This window comes from Nocardiopsis sp. ATB16-24, from assembly GCF_030271535.1.
Taxonomy (GTDB): Bacteria; Actinomycetota; Actinomycetes; order Streptosporangiales; family Streptosporangiaceae; genus Nocardiopsis.
The window spans coordinates 440,937-455,845 of the sequence record NZ_JASCXJ010000001.1 but is presented as its reverse complement, the minus strand read 5'-3'; the positions used below and the strand labels follow the sequence as shown (position 1 = coordinate 455,845).

Annotated in this window: 15 protein-coding genes and 2 tRNA genes; 11 read left to right on the top strand and 6 right to left on the bottom strand. The window is 69.6% G+C overall.

All coding sequences use genetic code 11. The annotated features are described in order from the left end of the window. Positions 1-42: 42 nt before the first annotated feature. Positions 43-1,065 carry a LacI family DNA-binding transcriptional regulator gene (locus PFX91_RS01855; protein ID WP_285728910.1) on the bottom strand — a complete coding sequence of 341 codons (1,023 nt, stop codon included), beginning with the start codon at positions 1,063-1,065 and terminating at the stop codon, positions 43-45. Between the two features lie 217 nt (positions 1,066-1,282). Here PFX91_RS01855 and PFX91_RS01850 point away from each other — a divergent pair, with 217 nt between their 5' ends. From PFX91_RS01850 to PFX91_RS01835, 4 genes are all read left to right on the top strand, one after another. Then, the gene (locus PFX91_RS01850) at positions 1,283-2,593 is read left to right on the top strand and encodes an ABC transporter substrate-binding protein (RefSeq protein ID WP_285728909.1); all 1,311 of its coding nucleotides are present in this window, start codon (positions 1,283-1,285) and stop codon (positions 2,591-2,593) included. A gap of 57 nt (positions 2,594-2,650) precedes the next feature. Beyond that, the gene (locus PFX91_RS01845; RefSeq protein WP_285728978.1) at positions 2,651-3,496 is read left to right on the top strand and encodes a carbohydrate ABC transporter permease; all 846 of its coding nucleotides are present in this window, start codon (positions 2,651-2,653) and stop codon (positions 3,494-3,496) included. After that, positions 3,496-4,395: a carbohydrate ABC transporter permease gene (locus PFX91_RS01840; RefSeq protein ID WP_285728908.1), complete on the top strand. Its 900-nt coding sequence runs from the start codon at positions 3,496-3,498 to the stop codon at positions 4,393-4,395. The genes PFX91_RS01845 and PFX91_RS01840 overlap by 1 nt, the downstream gene beginning before the upstream one ends. 263 nt (positions 4,396-4,658) lie before the next feature. Next, the gene (locus PFX91_RS01835; RefSeq protein WP_285728907.1) at positions 4,659-5,696 is read left to right on the top strand and encodes an FAD-dependent monooxygenase; all 1,038 of its coding nucleotides are present in this window, start codon (positions 4,659-4,661) and stop codon (positions 5,694-5,696) included. A 96-nt stretch (positions 5,697-5,792) separates the two neighbouring features. On the opposite strand, the gene PFX91_RS01830 is transcribed toward PFX91_RS01835, so the two are convergent. Beyond that, entirely contained in the window at positions 5,793-6,956 is a 1,164-nt protein-coding gene (locus PFX91_RS01830) for an alpha-hydroxy-acid oxidizing protein (protein WP_285728906.1), read from the bottom strand. A 152-nt stretch (positions 6,957-7,108) separates the two neighbouring features. Between PFX91_RS01830 and PFX91_RS01825 the strand changes: the two genes are divergently transcribed. After that, positions 7,109-7,561 (top strand): hypothetical protein, encoded by a 453-nt coding sequence (locus tag PFX91_RS01825; RefSeq protein ID WP_285728987.1) that lies wholly within the window; start codon positions 7,109-7,111, stop codon positions 7,559-7,561. Positions 7,562-7,638: 77 nt separating this feature from the next. On the opposite strand, the gene PFX91_RS01820 is transcribed toward PFX91_RS01825, so the two are convergent. After that, positions 7,639-7,959, bottom strand: coding sequence for a GroES family chaperonin (locus PFX91_RS01820; protein WP_502888230.1), 321 nt, complete (start codon positions 7,957-7,959; stop codon positions 7,639-7,641). A gap of 126 nt (positions 7,960-8,085) precedes the next feature. On the opposite strand from PFX91_RS01820, the gene PFX91_RS01815 reads away from it, so the two are divergent. Then, positions 8,086-8,158 (top strand) — tRNA-Ala (locus tag PFX91_RS01815). Positions 8,159-8,326: 168 nt separating this feature from the next. Here PFX91_RS01815 and PFX91_RS01810 read toward each other — a convergent pair. Beyond that, complete coding sequence (locus PFX91_RS01810; protein WP_285728904.1) at positions 8,327-8,542, bottom strand: hypothetical protein; 216 nt, start codon at positions 8,540-8,542, stop codon at positions 8,327-8,329. A 168-nt stretch (positions 8,543-8,710) separates the two neighbouring features. Here PFX91_RS01810 and PFX91_RS01805 point away from each other — a divergent pair. From PFX91_RS01805 to PFX91_RS01790, 4 genes are all read left to right on the top strand, one after another. Further along, positions 8,711-8,783: transfer RNA gene (locus PFX91_RS01805), tRNA-Ala, on the top strand. Positions 8,784-8,986: 203 nt separating this feature from the next. Continuing rightward, complete coding sequence (locus tag PFX91_RS01800; protein WP_285728902.1) at positions 8,987-9,349, top strand: ArsR/SmtB family transcription factor; 363 nt, start codon at positions 8,987-8,989, stop codon at positions 9,347-9,349. Beyond that, positions 9,324-9,797 carry an SRPBCC family protein gene (locus PFX91_RS01795; RefSeq protein ID WP_285728900.1) on the top strand — a complete coding sequence of 158 codons (474 nt, stop codon included), beginning with the start codon at positions 9,324-9,326 and terminating at the stop codon, positions 9,795-9,797. The genes PFX91_RS01800 and PFX91_RS01795 overlap by 26 nt, the downstream gene beginning before the upstream one ends. 90 nt (positions 9,798-9,887) lie before the next feature. Further along, a complete protein-coding gene (locus tag PFX91_RS01790; protein ID WP_285728898.1) occupies positions 9,888-12,032 on the top strand; it encodes an ATP-dependent DNA helicase in 2,145 nt (714 codons plus the stop codon). A gap of 22 nt (positions 12,033-12,054) precedes the next feature. On the opposite strand, the gene PFX91_RS01785 is transcribed toward PFX91_RS01790, so the two are convergent. Both PFX91_RS01785 and PFX91_RS01780 read right to left on the bottom strand, forming a co-directional pair. Then, positions 12,055-12,582 carry a DUF6315 family protein gene (locus tag PFX91_RS01785; protein ID WP_285728896.1) on the bottom strand — a complete coding sequence of 176 codons (528 nt, stop codon included), beginning with the start codon at positions 12,580-12,582 and terminating at the stop codon, positions 12,055-12,057. A gap of 186 nt (positions 12,583-12,768) precedes the next feature. Further along, entirely contained in the window at positions 12,769-13,116 is a 348-nt protein-coding gene (locus PFX91_RS01780; protein ID WP_285728895.1) for a hypothetical protein, read from the bottom strand. Between the two features lie 207 nt (positions 13,117-13,323). Here PFX91_RS01780 and PFX91_RS01775 point away from each other — a divergent pair, with 207 nt between their 5' ends. Then, positions 13,324-14,865, top strand: coding sequence for a hypothetical protein (locus tag PFX91_RS01775; RefSeq protein ID WP_285728894.1), 1,542 nt, complete (start codon positions 13,324-13,326; stop codon positions 14,863-14,865). Positions 14,866-14,909: the final 44 nt, after the last annotated feature.

Genomic DNA, 14,909 nt, shown 5'->3' with positions numbered 1-14,909 from the left:
GGTTCCTCTGTCCCCCCAGCCCGGTCGCCGTTCCCCGGGGTCCTACGAGGACAGGCCCCGTGTGCCCCTGGGCGCGGCGGTGGAGTGCCTCAGGATGATCTGGGTGGGCATCTCCACCTGGGTGCCGCGTTCCGTGGTCCCGTTGAGGACGCCCACGGTCAGACGACCGGCGGTGAGTCCGGTGTCGTAGGGCGCCTGGTCGACGGTGGTCAGGTCCAGCACCGCCGCCGCCTCGTGGTTGTCGAAGCCCATGAGGGAGAGGGAGGTGGGCACCCGCACGCCCGAGCGTCGCAACGTACGGTGCGCGCCCAGCGCGATGGTGTCGAACTCGGCGAGCACGGCGGTGGGCGGGTCGTGGTCCGACAGGAGTTCGCCCATGGCCAACTCACCGCCCTCGATCCCCGGTGCCCTGATCACGCTCCACGGCGACAGTCCCGCCCGGGCCATCGTGGACTCATATCCCTCCAGGCGGTGTCGTGAGCTGCCGCTGGACCACGAGCCGTTCCGGGAGCCGATGTAGGCCACCCGTGTGTGCCCCAGGTTGAGCAGGTGCCGGGTGGCGCCGGCCGCGCCCGCCCGGTTGTCGATGTACACACTGGTCCGCTCCCGCTCGCACTGGCCGACCAGTACCAGGGGGACCCCCACGTCGTCCAGACGTCGGCACTCCTCCTCCGACAGGTCCATGGAGACGGTGATCACGGCGTCGGTGTTGCGTCGGAGCGGAAGGGCCCGTGTCCATCCCTCTCGGGCACGGATCTCGCCGACCTGGTACACGAGCATGTCCAGGTCGGCCTCGCGCAGAGCGTCGCTGATCCCCGCCAGGGCCACGCCGAAGTACCACTCCTGGAGGAAGGGCACGATGACCGCGACCCGCCCCGTGCGACCGGTGACCAGCCCCGAGGCGTTGCGCGAGACCACGTAGGAGAGCTCGTCCGCGGCGCGCTGTACACGCCGGCGGACCTGGGGGGCCACGCCGGGAGCGCCGCGCAGCACCCGGGAGACCGTGGAGAGGGAGACCCCCGCACGGTCGGCGACGTCCCGCATACTCGCGGGTTGACTGGACATACCTACCACGGTAGGAGGAGAACCGTGTTGTGGCAACGTTTTCACTCGTGAAAAGCACGGAGCCTCCTTCTCATGCGTGCGACTCGCGAGATCGGGCATGTTCCTTGTTGACCAGGTCACAGGAGCGGTGGCATCGTTTTCGCACGGCTCCAGGAAGGCCCAGGACATACCCGACCCCGAGCGCCAGGGCACCCGTCCGGTGCGGAAGGAGAGAGTCATGCCAGTGCTTCCACGCCAGAAGAGATACGCGTTGCGCGCCTGCGCCGCGGGGCTGACGGCCTTGAGCCTCACACTGGCCACCGCGTGCGGCGAACCTCCAGGAGAGGAGGGTCAGACCGACGGTGGTGAGAGCGCCGGGCTCGCCGAGGACCCTCAGTTCGTATGGGCGGTCACCGGGGCGGACCGGGCGATCCACGAGGACGTCGCCCGCCTGTGGAACGAGAACAACCCGGACCAGCAGGTCGAGGTCTTCTTCCTGGCGCCCACCGCCGACGAGCAGCGTCAGGCCATGTTCCAGGACTTGCAGAACCAGGCCGGTGAGTTCGACGTCCTCGGCCTCGACGTGATCTGGACAGGCGAGTTCGCCGACTACGGCTACATCGAGCCCCTGGAGGACCTGCGCGGGGAGGTCGAGGGCGTCAGCCTGGAGGGGGCCATCGACAGCGCCCAGTGGCAACAGGAGCTGTACGCGCTGCCCTACTCCTCCAACGGAGCCTTCCTGTACTACCGCACCGACCTCATCGACGAGCCGCCCACGACCTGGGAGGAACTCTACGAGACCGGGATGGAGGCCGCCGAGGAGGAGGGCATCTCCGCCTACGTCGGACAGGGCGACCAGTACGAGGGCTTCGTCGTCAACTACCTGGAGATGTTCTGGTCCGCGGACGGTGAGCTGTTCGACCAGGCCCAGGAGCAGAGCACCTTCCTGGAGGGCGACGCCGCCACGACCGCCCTGGACTTCATGACGGAGGCCTACGAGAGCGGCTTTTACGCCGACGGTTTCGACTCCATGGTCGAGGACGACGCTCGCGCCCTGTTCCAGGCGGGCGAGGCCGTCTACATGCGCAACTGGCCCTACGCCATCCCGCTCCTGGAGGGCGAGGAAGGCGAGGAGAGCGCGGTGGCCGGCAACTTCGCCGTCGCGCCCCTGCCCACCTTCACAGGTGAGGGCACCACCAGTGCCTTGGGCGGACTCAACAACGCCGTCAGCAGCCTGAGCGGCAACAAGGAGCTGGCTCGCGAGTTCGTTCTGTGGGCCGCCACCGACCCCGAGGCCCAGGGCATCCTGGCCGAACACAGCCTGCCGCCCACCATGCTCAGCATCTACGACGAGGTCGACGACCCCGACTTCGAGATGCTGGGGGAGATCCTCACCGAGGCGCACGCCCGCCCGCCGGTGCCCGGATACAACTCGCTGTCCCTGGCCATCCAGGACAACCTGCACCCGGCCTTCCGTGGACAGGAGGAGGCCGGTCCGGCCCTGGACGCGGTGAACAAGGCGGCCGACAACGCCCTCACCCAAGAGTAGAAGCCCATGGCGAAGACCCAGAAAGTCCGTGTGAGGCAGGGCCTGGGCGAGCGTGCGATGGGGCGGATCTTTCTCGCCCCATCATTCGCCTTCATGGCCGTGATCGCGCTCTTCCCGGTGTTCTACGCGATCGGGAGGAGCCTCTACGACATCCGGGGATTCCACCAGGAGTTCACCGGACTCGACAACTACCTCCGGGTCCTGAGCGACTCCGGCTTCTTCAACGCGGTCTGGAACACCCTGGTGTTCACGGTGGCGTCGGTGTCGCTGGAGTTCGTCATCGGCATGGTGTTCGCGCTGATCATGCACCAGGCGTTCGTCGGACGCGGCGTGACCCGTGCGGTCATCCTGATCCCATGGGTCATTCCGACCGCCGTGGCCGCGCAGGTGTGGCGGTACATGTTCGACCGTAACCCGGGCTTCGTGAACTCCGTCCTGGGCACGGACATCAACTGGCTGCGGGACCCGACCTGGTCGATGGTCGGCGTCATCAGCGCGGACGTGTGGAAGACCGCTCCGTTCGTGGCCCTGCTCCTGCTCGCGGGCCTACAGACCATTCCCAGGGACTACTACGAGGCCGCCAAGGTGGACGGAGCGGGCGCGCTCCAGCGGTTCTGGACCATCACCCTGCCACTGCTGCGCCCGGCCATCGTCGTGGCCCTGCTGTTCCGCACGGTGGACGCCCTTCGCATGTTCGACTTCGCGTACATCTTCACCGGTTACTCGAACTCGCTGGCCACGCTCTCGGTCTACGCGCAGCGCTACCTGATCCGGGACCCGGATCTGGGATACGCCAACGCGCTGTCCACGGTCACGTTCGTCATCGTCATGATCGTCGGTCTGGCCTTCATCAGTCGTCTGGGCCGTCACATGGTCGGTGACGTGGCGGGGAAGGAGAAGTGATGGCGGCCGAAACGGTGAGGCCCAGTGGGGCGGTCCACAAACCACGTCGTCGGATGCATCCCGCGGTGGGGAACGCGCTCAAACTCCTCGGACTGGCCGTGGTGCTGTTGTGGTGCCTGTTCCCGTTCCTGTGGATGGCGATGACCAGTCTGCGGTCGGGCTCGGCGGCCATCACCGAGCCGAACATCTTCCAGGGACCGTTCGACTTCAGCAACTACCGCGAGGTTTTCGACCAGGGATTCCAGTTCGCGCTCCGCAACTCCCTGATCGTGGCCTCGGTGACCACACTGATCTGCATCCCGGTGGCCTCGCTGGCGGGTTATGCGTTGGCGCGGCTGCCGTTGGCGGGCAAGTTCGTGATCCTGGCCGCCACGCTGGTCGCGACACTGTTCCCGCCGGTGGCGCTGGTCAACCCGCTGTACCAGATGTACCTACAGCTCCACGACTGGACCGGGATCAGTCTGCTCAACTCCTACGCCGGCATGATCATCCCCTACGTGGCGCTGACCCTGCCGCTGGCCATCTTCATCCTCGCCACGTTCTTCGCGGGAATCCCCAAGGAGGTCGAGGAGTCGGCGAAGGTGGACGGGGCCACGCCCTTCCAGGCCTTCCTGCGCGTGGTCGCGCCGTTGGCGGCGCCGGGCGTGGGCGCGGCGGCCATCCTGACCTTCGTGTACGCCACCAACGAGTTCCTCCTGGCCTTCTCCTTCGCCCCCAACGACCTGAACGTGCAGACCGTTCCGGTCTTCGTGGGCACCTTCCAACGAGTCGGCTACGAGAACCCGATCGGACAGGTCATGGCCGCCTCGGTGCTGGTCTCCGTCCCCCTGATCCTCTTCGCCCTGATCCTGCAACGCAGGATCGTGGCGGGCCTGACCTCAGGTGCCGTCAAGGGCTGAGGTCGGTGAGGGCGTGGGCGCCCGACCTGCACGGGTCCCGGGGGAACCTCCCTCCGGGACCCGCTCACTCCTTTCGCCCGCGCTCTCGGTACGGAAGGGAACGGACCACAGGGAGCGTCCCCTCACACGGCCCGGTGAGAACACGGTCGGTCGTGAGCACGGTGGCGACGAAGCCGGGCACGGCGTCGAGGGGCCGAGCTTGTTCGTGGCCGCCGGTTCACTATGTTCGTGGTGACGGGGGAGCACGATCATGGATGTGGGTCATGCGCGGGAAGGCACTGGTCGTCGGAGCGGGTATCGCCGGACTCGCGGTGGCCCACGGGCTCCTGCGTGAGGGGTGGGAGGTGGAGGTCCGCGAACGCCGGGGCTCACCGCCCGACATCGGCGGGGCCCTGGGGCTGTGGCGCGGGAGCATGGTCGCGCTCGACCGGCTCGGCCTTGGAGCACGGGTCCGTGAACGGGCCGAGCGCCCCCGTCGGGCCGTGATCGCCGACCCCTCCGGACGCGCTCTGGCCATGGTCGACCCACGACGGACGGACGCCCGCCTCATCTCCCGCTCGTCCCTGCTCGCCGTCCTCGTCGAAGGGCTCCCCGAGGGCGTCGTCCGCTGGAACACACCCGTCGTCGGGTTCGACGCCGACACCGAGGGTTTCGACGTGGTGGTGGGCGCCGATGGCATCCACAGCCTCGTCCGTCGCACCACCTTTCCCGAGGCGGCCGACCCCCGGCCGCTCGGTACGGTCGCCTACCGGGGCGCGGTGCCGGGGCGGGTGGAGGCGGCCACCGAGACCTGGGGAAGGGGCAGGATTTTCGGGGTCACCCCCTTGGACGCGCACACCACCTACTGGTTCGCCTGCCTGCGGACGACACTCCTCGCCGACCGACGGGGGCAGGACGAGGTGAGTCTGTTGCGCGAGCTGTACGGAGACTGGCATCCGATGGTGGCCTTCGTCCTGGACGCCCTGCCCGGAGCCGGGGTGGACCGGCGCGAACTGTACGACCTGCCCGCACTGGCGAGTTACGTTCGGGGCCGTAGGGCGCTCATCGGCGACGCCGCCCACGCCATGGCGCCCAACCTGGGGCGAGGCGCCTGTGAGTCGCTGATCGACGCGTCCGTCCTCGCCACTGCCCTGGGCGCCGAACGCACCGTCCACAGAGCCCTGGCCCACTACGACGGTCGCCGTCGCCGGCCCACCCGCCGGGTGGTCCACGGCTCCCGTGTACTCAACCGGGTGAGCACCGCGGTCCGCCTGGACGGGCAGAGGAACCACCTGATCCGCGCCCTGGGCTCCGTGCTCTGAGGCGGGTCGAACGTCCCCGTGCGGTGTCGGGCGGTCCGACGGCTCCTGGGGTGTGTCGCTTCCCTCGGCCGGACACGACACACCCGGCCGACCGTCTCAGCGGCGGGTCACGTCGCTCCGATCCAGGTCGGCGACGTCCTTGCCCATCAGTTCGGCGGTGATCTGCAACTCCGCCAGAGTCGCACGCAACACGTGCTCCACCCCCGCCGCGCCGTCCACGGCCAGCCCGTACACCCATGGGCGTCCCAGCAGCACCGCACGGGCGCCCAGCGCCATGGCCACGGCCACGTCCGCCCCCGAGCGGATCCCCGAGTCGAACAGCACCGTGGCCCGGTCGCCGACCGCGTCCACCACCTCGGGCAGAGCGTCCAGAGCCGCCACGGCGTTGTCGATCTGTCGCCCGCCGTGGTTGCTGACCACGACGCCGTCCACGCCTGCGGCCACCAGGTCGGCCGCCTCGTCTCCGCGCACCACACCCTTGACCAGTACCGGAAGGTCCGTCCAACGACGAATGCGGGCGATGTTGTCCGTGCTCAACGCCTTGTTGGAGAACGCGCCCAGGAAGTGGAACACCGCCTCGGTGAAGACCCCGCCCGGTTCGGGGTCGGCCTTCAACCGCGAACGGAACTCGGGGTCGCTGAAGTAGTTCGCCGTGCCCTGACTGCGCAGGAACGGCAGGTGCCCCAAGGCCAGGTCGCGTGGGCGCCAGCCCAACCGCTTGGTGTCGGAGGTCACCACGATGGCCTTGGCTCCGGCCGCCGTCGCCCTGCGCACGAACGACTCGGCCAGGGCGTCATCGCCGGGCCAGTACAGCTGGTACCACCACGAGTCGACCGCCTCGGCGACCTTCTCCATCGGGGTGGACGCGGCCGTGGACAGCACCATCGGGACCCCCACCGCGTTGACACCCCTGGCCACCGCCAGTTCCGCCTCCTCGTGCACCTGCTCCAGGACCCCGATCGGCGCCGTCAACAGGGGGGTGGCGTACTCCTCCCCGAACAGGGTGACCCCCAGGGCCCCGGACCCCTCCGAACCGGGGCGCAGGGTGCGGGGACGCAGGGCGTGGCGGGCGAAGGCCTCCTCGTTGGCCCGTGCGGTCCGCTCACGTCCCGCGCCGCCCTCCACATAGCCGAACGGTCCCGGCTCCAAGACCTTCTCGGCCAGAGCACGCAACTCCTCGTGGTGGTAGGGCAGGTGGGGAAGACGGCCGTTGGTCGCGTCGGCGTAGACACCGTCCTGGTACTGGGCGTGGTTCGTCATGGGTCCTCACAGGCGCCGGGGCACCGGATACGGGCGCCGCGGGGGAACGGCGCACGGAACGAAGGGTCGGGCCGCGGGGTCCCGGGGAGGTTCCCGTGGCCGTCGAGCCGTTCGCGCCGACCGGCCCTGGCCGGATGCTACCGTGCGCCCAGGTGACCGGCGTCACGTGCCCCGGTGCCGGAGATGTGCGGCGCGGCGACCGGGTCCCGGTACAGGTCGTCCCGTTCCATCGACGTTGGCCGCCGGAGAAGGCGATGGTCCAGGCGACGGCCTCGCGCCGCACCGAGCGCGCACCGTGCCGCGCCGACTCTCGGGCCTCCTCGATGATCCGATCGCCCGGCCTCTCCTCCGTGCGGCTGACCTTGACCGTGAGGATGGCGCGCAGCACCCTCCAGCGTTACTTCGTCGAACGCGGCCGGGCCGACGGAAGCATCGATCCCGAGGTCACACCCGTCTGGGCGCAACAGCTCCTGTGGGCCGGTCTCTACGCGGCGTGGACCTACGTGGGCGTCGGACGCACATCCGTCTACGAGGCGCTCAACCTGTGCGTACGCTCGCTGGTCAAGGCCGTGTCCGGCCTCGCGGGACACGACGAACGCGCCTGACCCGGAAGGGCCGGCGCGTTCTCGGGGAGGATACGGCCGGTGTTCGGCGAGGCGGGCCCGAGGACCGCAGTCCGCCCCTAGAGGTACAGGCCCGTACCCCGTTCCGGGGACTCGTTGGCGACGGCGTGGACGTCGCGCTCGCGCAGGATCACGTAACGCTCGCCGTTGACCTCGACCTCGCCCTGTTCCTCGGGGTCGAAGAGCACGCGGTCTCCCGTCTTGACGTGGCGGGCGTTGGTCCCGGCACCGACGACCTCGCCCCACGCGAGCCTGGTCGCCAACTTGACCGTGTCCGGGATGACCAGACCGGCGCTGCTTCGCCGCTCGCTCGTGTCAGGGACCGTCTTCACCAGCAGGCGGTCGTGGAGCATCTGGATTTCAAGCTTTGATTCGGCCACGACTCCAGGGTATGCGGCCCCGGAGCCGTCCACCGCACGTTCACCCGCCGGCCCCACGTCGCGACCAGCTCCCGATCTCCGGTACAGTGAGGGCATCGCCGAGCGGGGGAACCGCCCGGCACACCAGGGGCTATGGCGCAGTTGGTAGCGCGCCTCCATGGCATGGAGGAGGTCTGGGGTTCGAATCCCCATAGCTCCACTCGACTTCGAGGCGATCCCGCCCATGCGGGGTCGCTTCTTCTTTTCCTCGGGAGGACCCCCGACGTCCTTCGAGGTTCTCCGGGGTCGAGGTCGCGCTTCCCGGCCACGGGCGACGGCGTGCCGGCGGACACCCCCTCGTCGATCGGGGCCCGGAGGGAACGGGCGGTCAGCGCGCCTGCGGCGGGGGAGCGTTACGCCCGTCCACGAAGGCGAGGAGCTCCGGGTCCCCCGAGACCAGACGTTCCACCTCCTCGCCTCCGTCACACCTGTACAGGGCCACCGTCACCTGTGACGGGGTCCGCTCCACCACCCGCCACACCGCGCCGTGGTCTTCCCAGCGGACCAGGGTCCCGACGGGGTCATGATGTGATCTGTCGCTCATACCGTTCCCTATGTCCCGTTGGGGGCTGGTCGAACATGAGAGGGGCCATGGGGTGGAAAGAGACGCCCTCGTGGGGGACTCGTCGGGCACCGAGGGGATCGGCGCGGGCCGGATGGTCGTCCCACCCCTGCGCGTCCTATAAACTCGAACCGTCGCCGCACGGCGCACGGGGCTATGGCGCAGTTGGTAGCGCGCCTCCATGGCATGGAGGAGGTCTGGGGTTCGAATCCCCATAGCTCCACTCGACTTCGAAGCGATCCCGCCTACGCGGGGTCGCTTCTTCTATTCCTCGGGGGCGGACTCCGCCCCGACGCGGGCTTCGCCCGGAGCGGACGTGTCTGAGCCTCCTCGGGCCCACGGGACCTCCTCCCACCCCTTGACCCTGGATGTGATGTGCCTCATAATCAACATGTAGGTTGATTAACAAGGAAGTTGAATACACAGATGGCGAACGACCCGTTGAGCCTCATATTCGCGGCGTTGGCCGACCCGACACGTCGGGCGCTGCTGGCGAGGCTCGCCGAGGGCGAGGCGACCGTGAACGAACTGGCGGAGCCGTTCCCCATCAGTCTCCAGGCGGTCTCCCGGCACCTGAAGGTGCTGGAGAGGGCGGGGTTGATCAGTCGGGGTCGGGACGCGCAGTGGCGTCCCTGCCGACTGGAGACCGCTCCCCTGGAGGAGGCGTCGGTGTGGATCGGGCGGTACCGCGAGCAGTGGGAGGACCGTCTCGGCCGCCTCGACGAGGAGATCCGCAGGATCCAACGTCCAAGGAGGAACGACCATGAGCGACCTCACAGTGATCGTTGAGCCCGGACAGCACGACGTCGTCGTCACGCGCAGCTTCGACGCGCCCCGCGACGTGGTGTTCAAGGCCATGACGAGCCCCGAGCACCTCAGCAAGTGGTGGGGGCTCAAGGAGAGCGAGACCGTCATCGATCGGGCCGAGCTTCGCAGGGGAGGCTCGTGGAGGTTCGTCGAGCGTATGCCCGACGGCCAGACCTACGCCTTCCACGGCGTGGTCCACGACCTCGTCGCCCCCGAACGCTTCGTGCAGACCTTCGAGTACGAGGGGATGCCCGGACACGTGTGCCTGGAGACCCACAGCCTGGAGGAGAGGGACGGGCGCACCCTCTACACGTCGGTGACCGTGTTCCAGAGCGTGGAGGATCGCGACGGCATGGTCGAGTCGGGTATGGAGGAGGGGCTCGGGCAGTCGATGGACTCCCTCGACGAGGTGATCGCCACCCTGCGCTGAGCGCTTCGGGACGGGTCGGCCGGGCGATACCGGCCGGCCCACCCTGTGGACGACCCTCCGCTCGTCGCCGGAGGCCGGTACTGTCGACCCGTGGCAGATCTCCCTGATATCCCCGTCATGCTCGACGCTGCGGTGGCGGCCCTGGGCGGTAGTCGTCGCGAGGGCCAGTCGACCATGGCCGAGGCCGTGGCCCGCGCCGTCGAGGAGCGCGAACACCTGGTGGTCCAGGCCGGCACCGGCACCGGCAAGTCCCTGGCCTACCTGGTGCCCGCGATCAGACACGCCATGGCCGAGGAGACCACCGTGGTGGTCTCCACCGCCACCATCGCCCTCCAGAACCAGCTCATCGACCGGGACCTGCCGCGCCTGGCCAAGGCCCTGGCCTCCCTGCTGCCGCGCGAACCCACCTTCGCCGTGCTCAAGGGGCGCCGCAACTACCTGTGCCGTCACCGGCTCCAGACCGCTTCGGAGGACGCCGAGGACGCCGAGCTGTTCGACCCCCGCCAACTCTCCTCGCTGGGCCGCCAGGTGGCCCGCCTGCACGAGTGGGCCGAGGAGACCGTCACCGGCGACCGCGACGAGGTCGTGCCCGGTGTCAGCGACCTGGCCTGGCGACAGGTGTCGGTCACCGCCAACGAGTGCGTGGGCGCCCGCGTCTGCCCCTTCGGGCAGGAGTGCTTCGCCGAATTCGCGCGCGAGGCCGCCCAGGCGGTGGACGTGGTGGTCACCAACCACGCCATGCTCGCCATCGACATGTCGCAGGGCCACCACATCCTGCCCGAGCACGACACGATCATGATCGACGAGGCGCACGAGCTCGTGGACCGCGCCACGTCGGTGGCCACCGGAGGGCTGAACGAGCGCGTCGTCAACACCGCGGCCAAACGCGCCGCCCGCCTGGTCGAGCCCGGTGTCGGCGAACGCCTGACCGAGTGCGCCGACGGCCTCGCCCTGATGTTCGGCGAGACGCCGGAGGGGCGTATGGACCACATCGACGACGCCTTGGCCAACGCGGTCGCCGCCGTCCGCGACGCCGCCTCGGCCTGTGTCACCGCCATCGGCCCCTCACCGGGGGAACTGGACCCCGAGGGCGCGAGTGACCGCCGTCTGGCCCTGGCCTCCCTCGGCGAGGTGCACGACACCGCGGTACGGATCCTGGAGTCCTTCGAACCGGCGCTCCGCGACCGGACCGAGGTGGTGTGGCTGACCAGGACGCCCGGCCGTCAACCCACGCTCAACGTCGCCCCGCTCGGTGTCGGCGGTCTTTTGAGGGAGAGGCTCTTCGGCGACCGTACGGTGGTCCTGACCTCCGCCACACTGACCCTGGGCGGTTCCTTCACCGCCCTGGCCCGGCAGTGGGGCCTGGGTCGTGAGGTCACCGAGGAGGCCGTCGAGGGTCGGGCGGCGGGCGCGGCGGAGGCCGACGGTGGCGGAGACGCCGTCGAACCCCGAAAGACCCCGGAACCGGGGGGCCGACGGGACGGGGCGGTCGGAGGGGACGACGACGAGGAAGGGCCCCACCGCGCGGCCGGGGAGCCCCGTTGGCGGGCGTTGGACGTCGGTTCGCCCTTCGATCACGCGCGCAGGGGCATCCTCTACGTGGCGACCCACCTGCCGCCGCCGGGACGCGACGGACTCGCCCCCGCCTATCTGGACGAGATCGGCAAACTCATCGAGGCCGCCGACGGCCGCACCCTGAGTCTGTTCTCCTCCATGCGAGCCGCGCAACAGGCCACGGAGGAACTCCGTGAGCGACTCGACCACACGATCCTGTGTCAGGGGGAGGACTCCACCGGCCACCTGGTCCGTCGGTTCGCCGAGGACGAGCGTTCCTGTCTGTTCGGCACCCTGTCGCTGTGGCAGGGCGTGGACGTGCCCGGCCCCTCGCTCTCCCTGGTGATCGTGGACCGCATCCCCTTCCCCCGCCCCGACGACCCGCTGGCCTCGGCCCGGCAACGCGCGGTGGCCGCGCACGGTGGCAACGGCTTCCTGTCCGTGGCCGCCACCCACGCCGCACTGCTGCTGGCCCAGGGCACCGGGCGCCTGTTGCGCTCCGGCGACGACCGAGGGGTCATCGCCGTTCTGGACCCGCGTTTGGCCACCGCCCGCTACGGAGGTTTCCTACGGGCCTCCCTACCGCCCTACTGGGGGACCACCGATCCGACGGTGGCCAGGTCGGCGCTGCGCCGTCTGTCCGGCCGGACGACGTCCGAATCCGCCGCCGGTCGGCCCTGAGAGGGGAGGGGTCGGGTCGTCGTCAGCCCCGGGTCCGGTAACCGAACAGCCGGATCGCGTAAGCGGGGGATTCGTCGTCCTCGGCCTCTTGGATGAACCAGCGATCGTCATGGTCGCCGACCAGCAGTTCGTTCCACATCATGTCGATGAGCTTGAGCCGGGAGACCACGGAGGCCTCGGGGTCCAACACGATCGAGTAGGTGTAGTCGGTCAGCCGCTGGGTCACCATGCCGACGGACTGCCCGTCCCAGATGGCGGGGACCGGGGCGTGGCCGATCTCGACCCCGCACAGCCGCAGTTGCTCGACCTCCTCGTCGAGGGCCTCCGCGGCCAGGGCGCCGTCCAGTCGGAGGGCGTCCTCCAGTTCGTCGCGGTCCTCGTCCGCGCGCAGATAGGCGTGGTAGGTGCGGTAGCCGCAGTTACGGCACTTGCGCCAGACGACGCAGCGGGCCAGCCCATAGGCGGACTGCGCCTCGCCGACACTCTGGTAGTCGCTCACCTCGCGAATCGTGCCGCAGTCGCAGCACAGGGCCGTGAGATCCTGCTTCATCAGAGTCCCCCTTCCCAGGCGAGTATGCGACGGATGGAGCCCGTTAGGGAACCCGTTCGGCGAGGAAGTCGCGGCAAGGAGTCGTCATCAATGCCCAAAATGACCCGGTAGAGGGTTTCGGACGTGATCTCGGCGGCGTGTCGATACGGCGGGTTCCGCCCGACACGTCAGTGTGTGGGGCGGGCCTCACTCATCCAGGGACAGGCCGCGTTTGTTACGGGCGCTCCAGTCGCGCATCCGCTGCGGATAACCGACGATCTGCACGTCGTAGGCGGGGACCGCCAGGTCACCGGCGACCTTGCGGATCACCTCGGGGGATCCGCACCGACGGCGGATCCACTCGCCGTCGGTGGCGACCGCGACGGCGGTGGCCCTGGTGGCGAAGGTCTCCGGTTCCACGAAGAACTCCACCCCCACCCGGCTCTTGGCGAAATCGATCAGCGCCTTGATGTCCGAATCCTCTACTGCCCGGTCGAAACGGGCCTTGCCCTGGCGGTTGGCCTTACGGAGTCCGAAACGGTCTCGCCATCCCATCGGCGCTGTGTCCCCTTAGTGCGGCTGGTCGGGCGGGGCCGTGGTGTTCCTCACCGGGGCACCACGGTGGTCCGAGTCTAGCGGGCCGGGTCCACCCCCCATCAGGTGCGTAAGCACTGTGGAATACAGGTTTTCGTGTTTTCCGGACAGGCCTGTCACCACACTGCTACGTTCTGTTCTCATGCGGCACTGACAGGGGGAGAAAGCATGCCGATGTGGACATGGGCGGCGGAGGTCGCCCGCCGGCTCAGGGCGGTGGGGCAGACGGAGTTGGCCGACGCGGTCTGGAGTCTTCCGGTGCTCTGTGAGGCCGGGGACTCGGTGCGTGTCGAGGCGGTGGCGCGTTCTGCCCTGCGTACCGCGCGCCGACTGGTCGCGGAGGCGGGCGGGACCGAACCCGAGGTGCCGGGGGTCTTGGGGACGCCGACCCTGTTCTTCCTCGCCCATTGGCCGTTGGCCGTGCGTGTGGGCGCTCTCGCCGAGGGCAGGCGCGCGCTCGACCAGGTCAGGGCCGCGGCCGGTGACGAGCCCGGACCGCACGAGCACGGACCCCTGCCCGTCTCCCTGGTGGAGACCCTGGCGCGCTGCCACGCCAACATCGACGCCCGCGGTACCGTCGGTCTGCGCCGTGAACTCCTCTCCACCTCCAACCTGGCGGGATGGGAGCGCACCCCCGCATGGCCCGCACTCGTTCTCGCCCGGGTGAACCTCCTCATCGACGAGGACCTGCCGGATCGGGCCGAAGGAGAGCTGCGGCGCTATGAGCACACCGCCACCGGTCCCGCCCTGCTCGGCTCCGAGGGCGTCTTCACCCTGGTCAGGTCTTTGCGCCACCAGGACAAGCACGTCCACGCCCTGGAGACGCTGGACCGGATGGAGGCGGAGTCGGCCCTGGACGAGGCCGATCCGCGCCGGATCGCCCTGCACCGCCGTATCCGCTTCGAGCGGGCACGGCTGCTGTCCTGGTCGGCCCGCCTGGGTCAGTGCCGTCCGGAGGAGGCCATCGCATCGCTCCCCACGGTGGAGGAGGCCGAGGCACACCCGAGCCTGCGGCCCGCCTGGGTCGACGCGGTGGAGAACTTGGTGTGTCAGGGGGCCGTGCGCAATGACTGGCGCCTGGGGGTGCGGGTGACCACCTGGTCACGCTACTTCGAGCGGGTGGGCGCGCCCCGCCGTGGTGCCGAGCTCGCCCTCTCCGCCGCGCGCCTGGCCTCGGGGCGAGGGGCCCGCTGGGTGGCGAGCTGTTCCGCGCTGAGGGCGGAACGGCTCATCGGGGAGTTGGGGCGGACGGAGGAGATCATGGGGGACCTGAGGGAGGTGCGCGGCATGATCGAGCGGATGCCGCCCACCCGACCCCTGGCCCCGGCGGAGAGGGTGTTGGAGTTTCTGAGGTCGCAGCCGACCGAGGAGGTCGACCCCGAGCAGCAGGCCGAGCAGGTCAACGCCGCCCTGGAACAGAAACCGCACGACACTTCGCTGCTGACCGCCCTCGGCCAGGTGGGACGCACGCTGATGCTCTCGGACGCGGCGACCGAACCGCAGTGGCGGTACGTGCGGGAGCGCCCGGGGGATCAGCGCGCGGCGCTGTCCCTGCTGGAGACCCTGCTGCACGACAACGACACGGCGGGGGTGCGGGCCCTGGTGCGGACCCTGGCCGCCGGTGCGCTGGACGGCGAAGCCGTCCGGGTCGGACCGGAGCGCGTCGAGCGGACGAGGTCCATGGCGGAGACCCTGGCACCGCGCTCTTAGGGCCCGTCGGCGACGTGCCACGGGAGGGCCGGAAGCGGCACCGC

What these genes read in the sequence shown, in the direction of transcription:
- PFX91_RS01855 (WP_285728910.1), bottom strand. Translation starts at nt 1,065, where the DNA reads ATGTCCAGTCAACCCGCGAGTATGCGGGACGTCGCCGACCGTGCGGGG.
- PFX91_RS01850 (WP_285728909.1), top strand. Translation starts at nt 1,283, where the DNA reads ATGCCAGTGCTTCCACGCCAGAAGAGATACGCGTTGCGCGCCTGCGCC.
- PFX91_RS01845 (WP_285728978.1), top strand. Translation starts at nt 2,651, where the DNA reads ATGGGGCGGATCTTTCTCGCCCCATCATTCGCCTTCATGGCCGTGATC.
- PFX91_RS01840 (WP_285728908.1), top strand. Translation starts at nt 3,496, where the DNA reads ATGGCGGCCGAAACGGTGAGGCCCAGTGGGGCGGTCCACAAACCACGT.
- PFX91_RS01835 (WP_285728907.1), top strand. Translation starts at nt 4,659, where the DNA reads ATGCGCGGGAAGGCACTGGTCGTCGGAGCGGGTATCGCCGGACTCGCG.
- PFX91_RS01830 (WP_285728906.1), bottom strand. Translation starts at nt 6,956, where the DNA reads ATGACGAACCACGCCCAGTACCAGGACGGTGTCTACGCCGACGCGACC.
- PFX91_RS01810 (WP_285728904.1), bottom strand. Translation starts at nt 8,542, where the DNA reads ATGAGCGACAGATCACATCATGACCCCGTCGGGACCCTGGTCCGCTGG.
- PFX91_RS01800 (WP_285728902.1), top strand. Translation starts at nt 8,987, where the DNA reads ATGGCGAACGACCCGTTGAGCCTCATATTCGCGGCGTTGGCCGACCCG.
- PFX91_RS01795 (WP_285728900.1), top strand. Translation starts at nt 9,324, where the DNA reads ATGAGCGACCTCACAGTGATCGTTGAGCCCGGACAGCACGACGTCGTC.
- PFX91_RS01785 (WP_285728896.1), bottom strand. Translation starts at nt 12,582, where the DNA reads ATGAAGCAGGATCTCACGGCCCTGTGCTGCGACTGCGGCACGATTCGC.
- PFX91_RS01780 (WP_285728895.1), bottom strand. Translation starts at nt 13,116, where the DNA reads ATGGGATGGCGAGACCGTTTCGGACTCCGTAAGGCCAACCGCCAGGGC.
- PFX91_RS01775 (WP_285728894.1), top strand. Translation starts at nt 13,324, where the DNA reads ATGCCGATGTGGACATGGGCGGCGGAGGTCGCCCGCCGGCTCAGGGCG.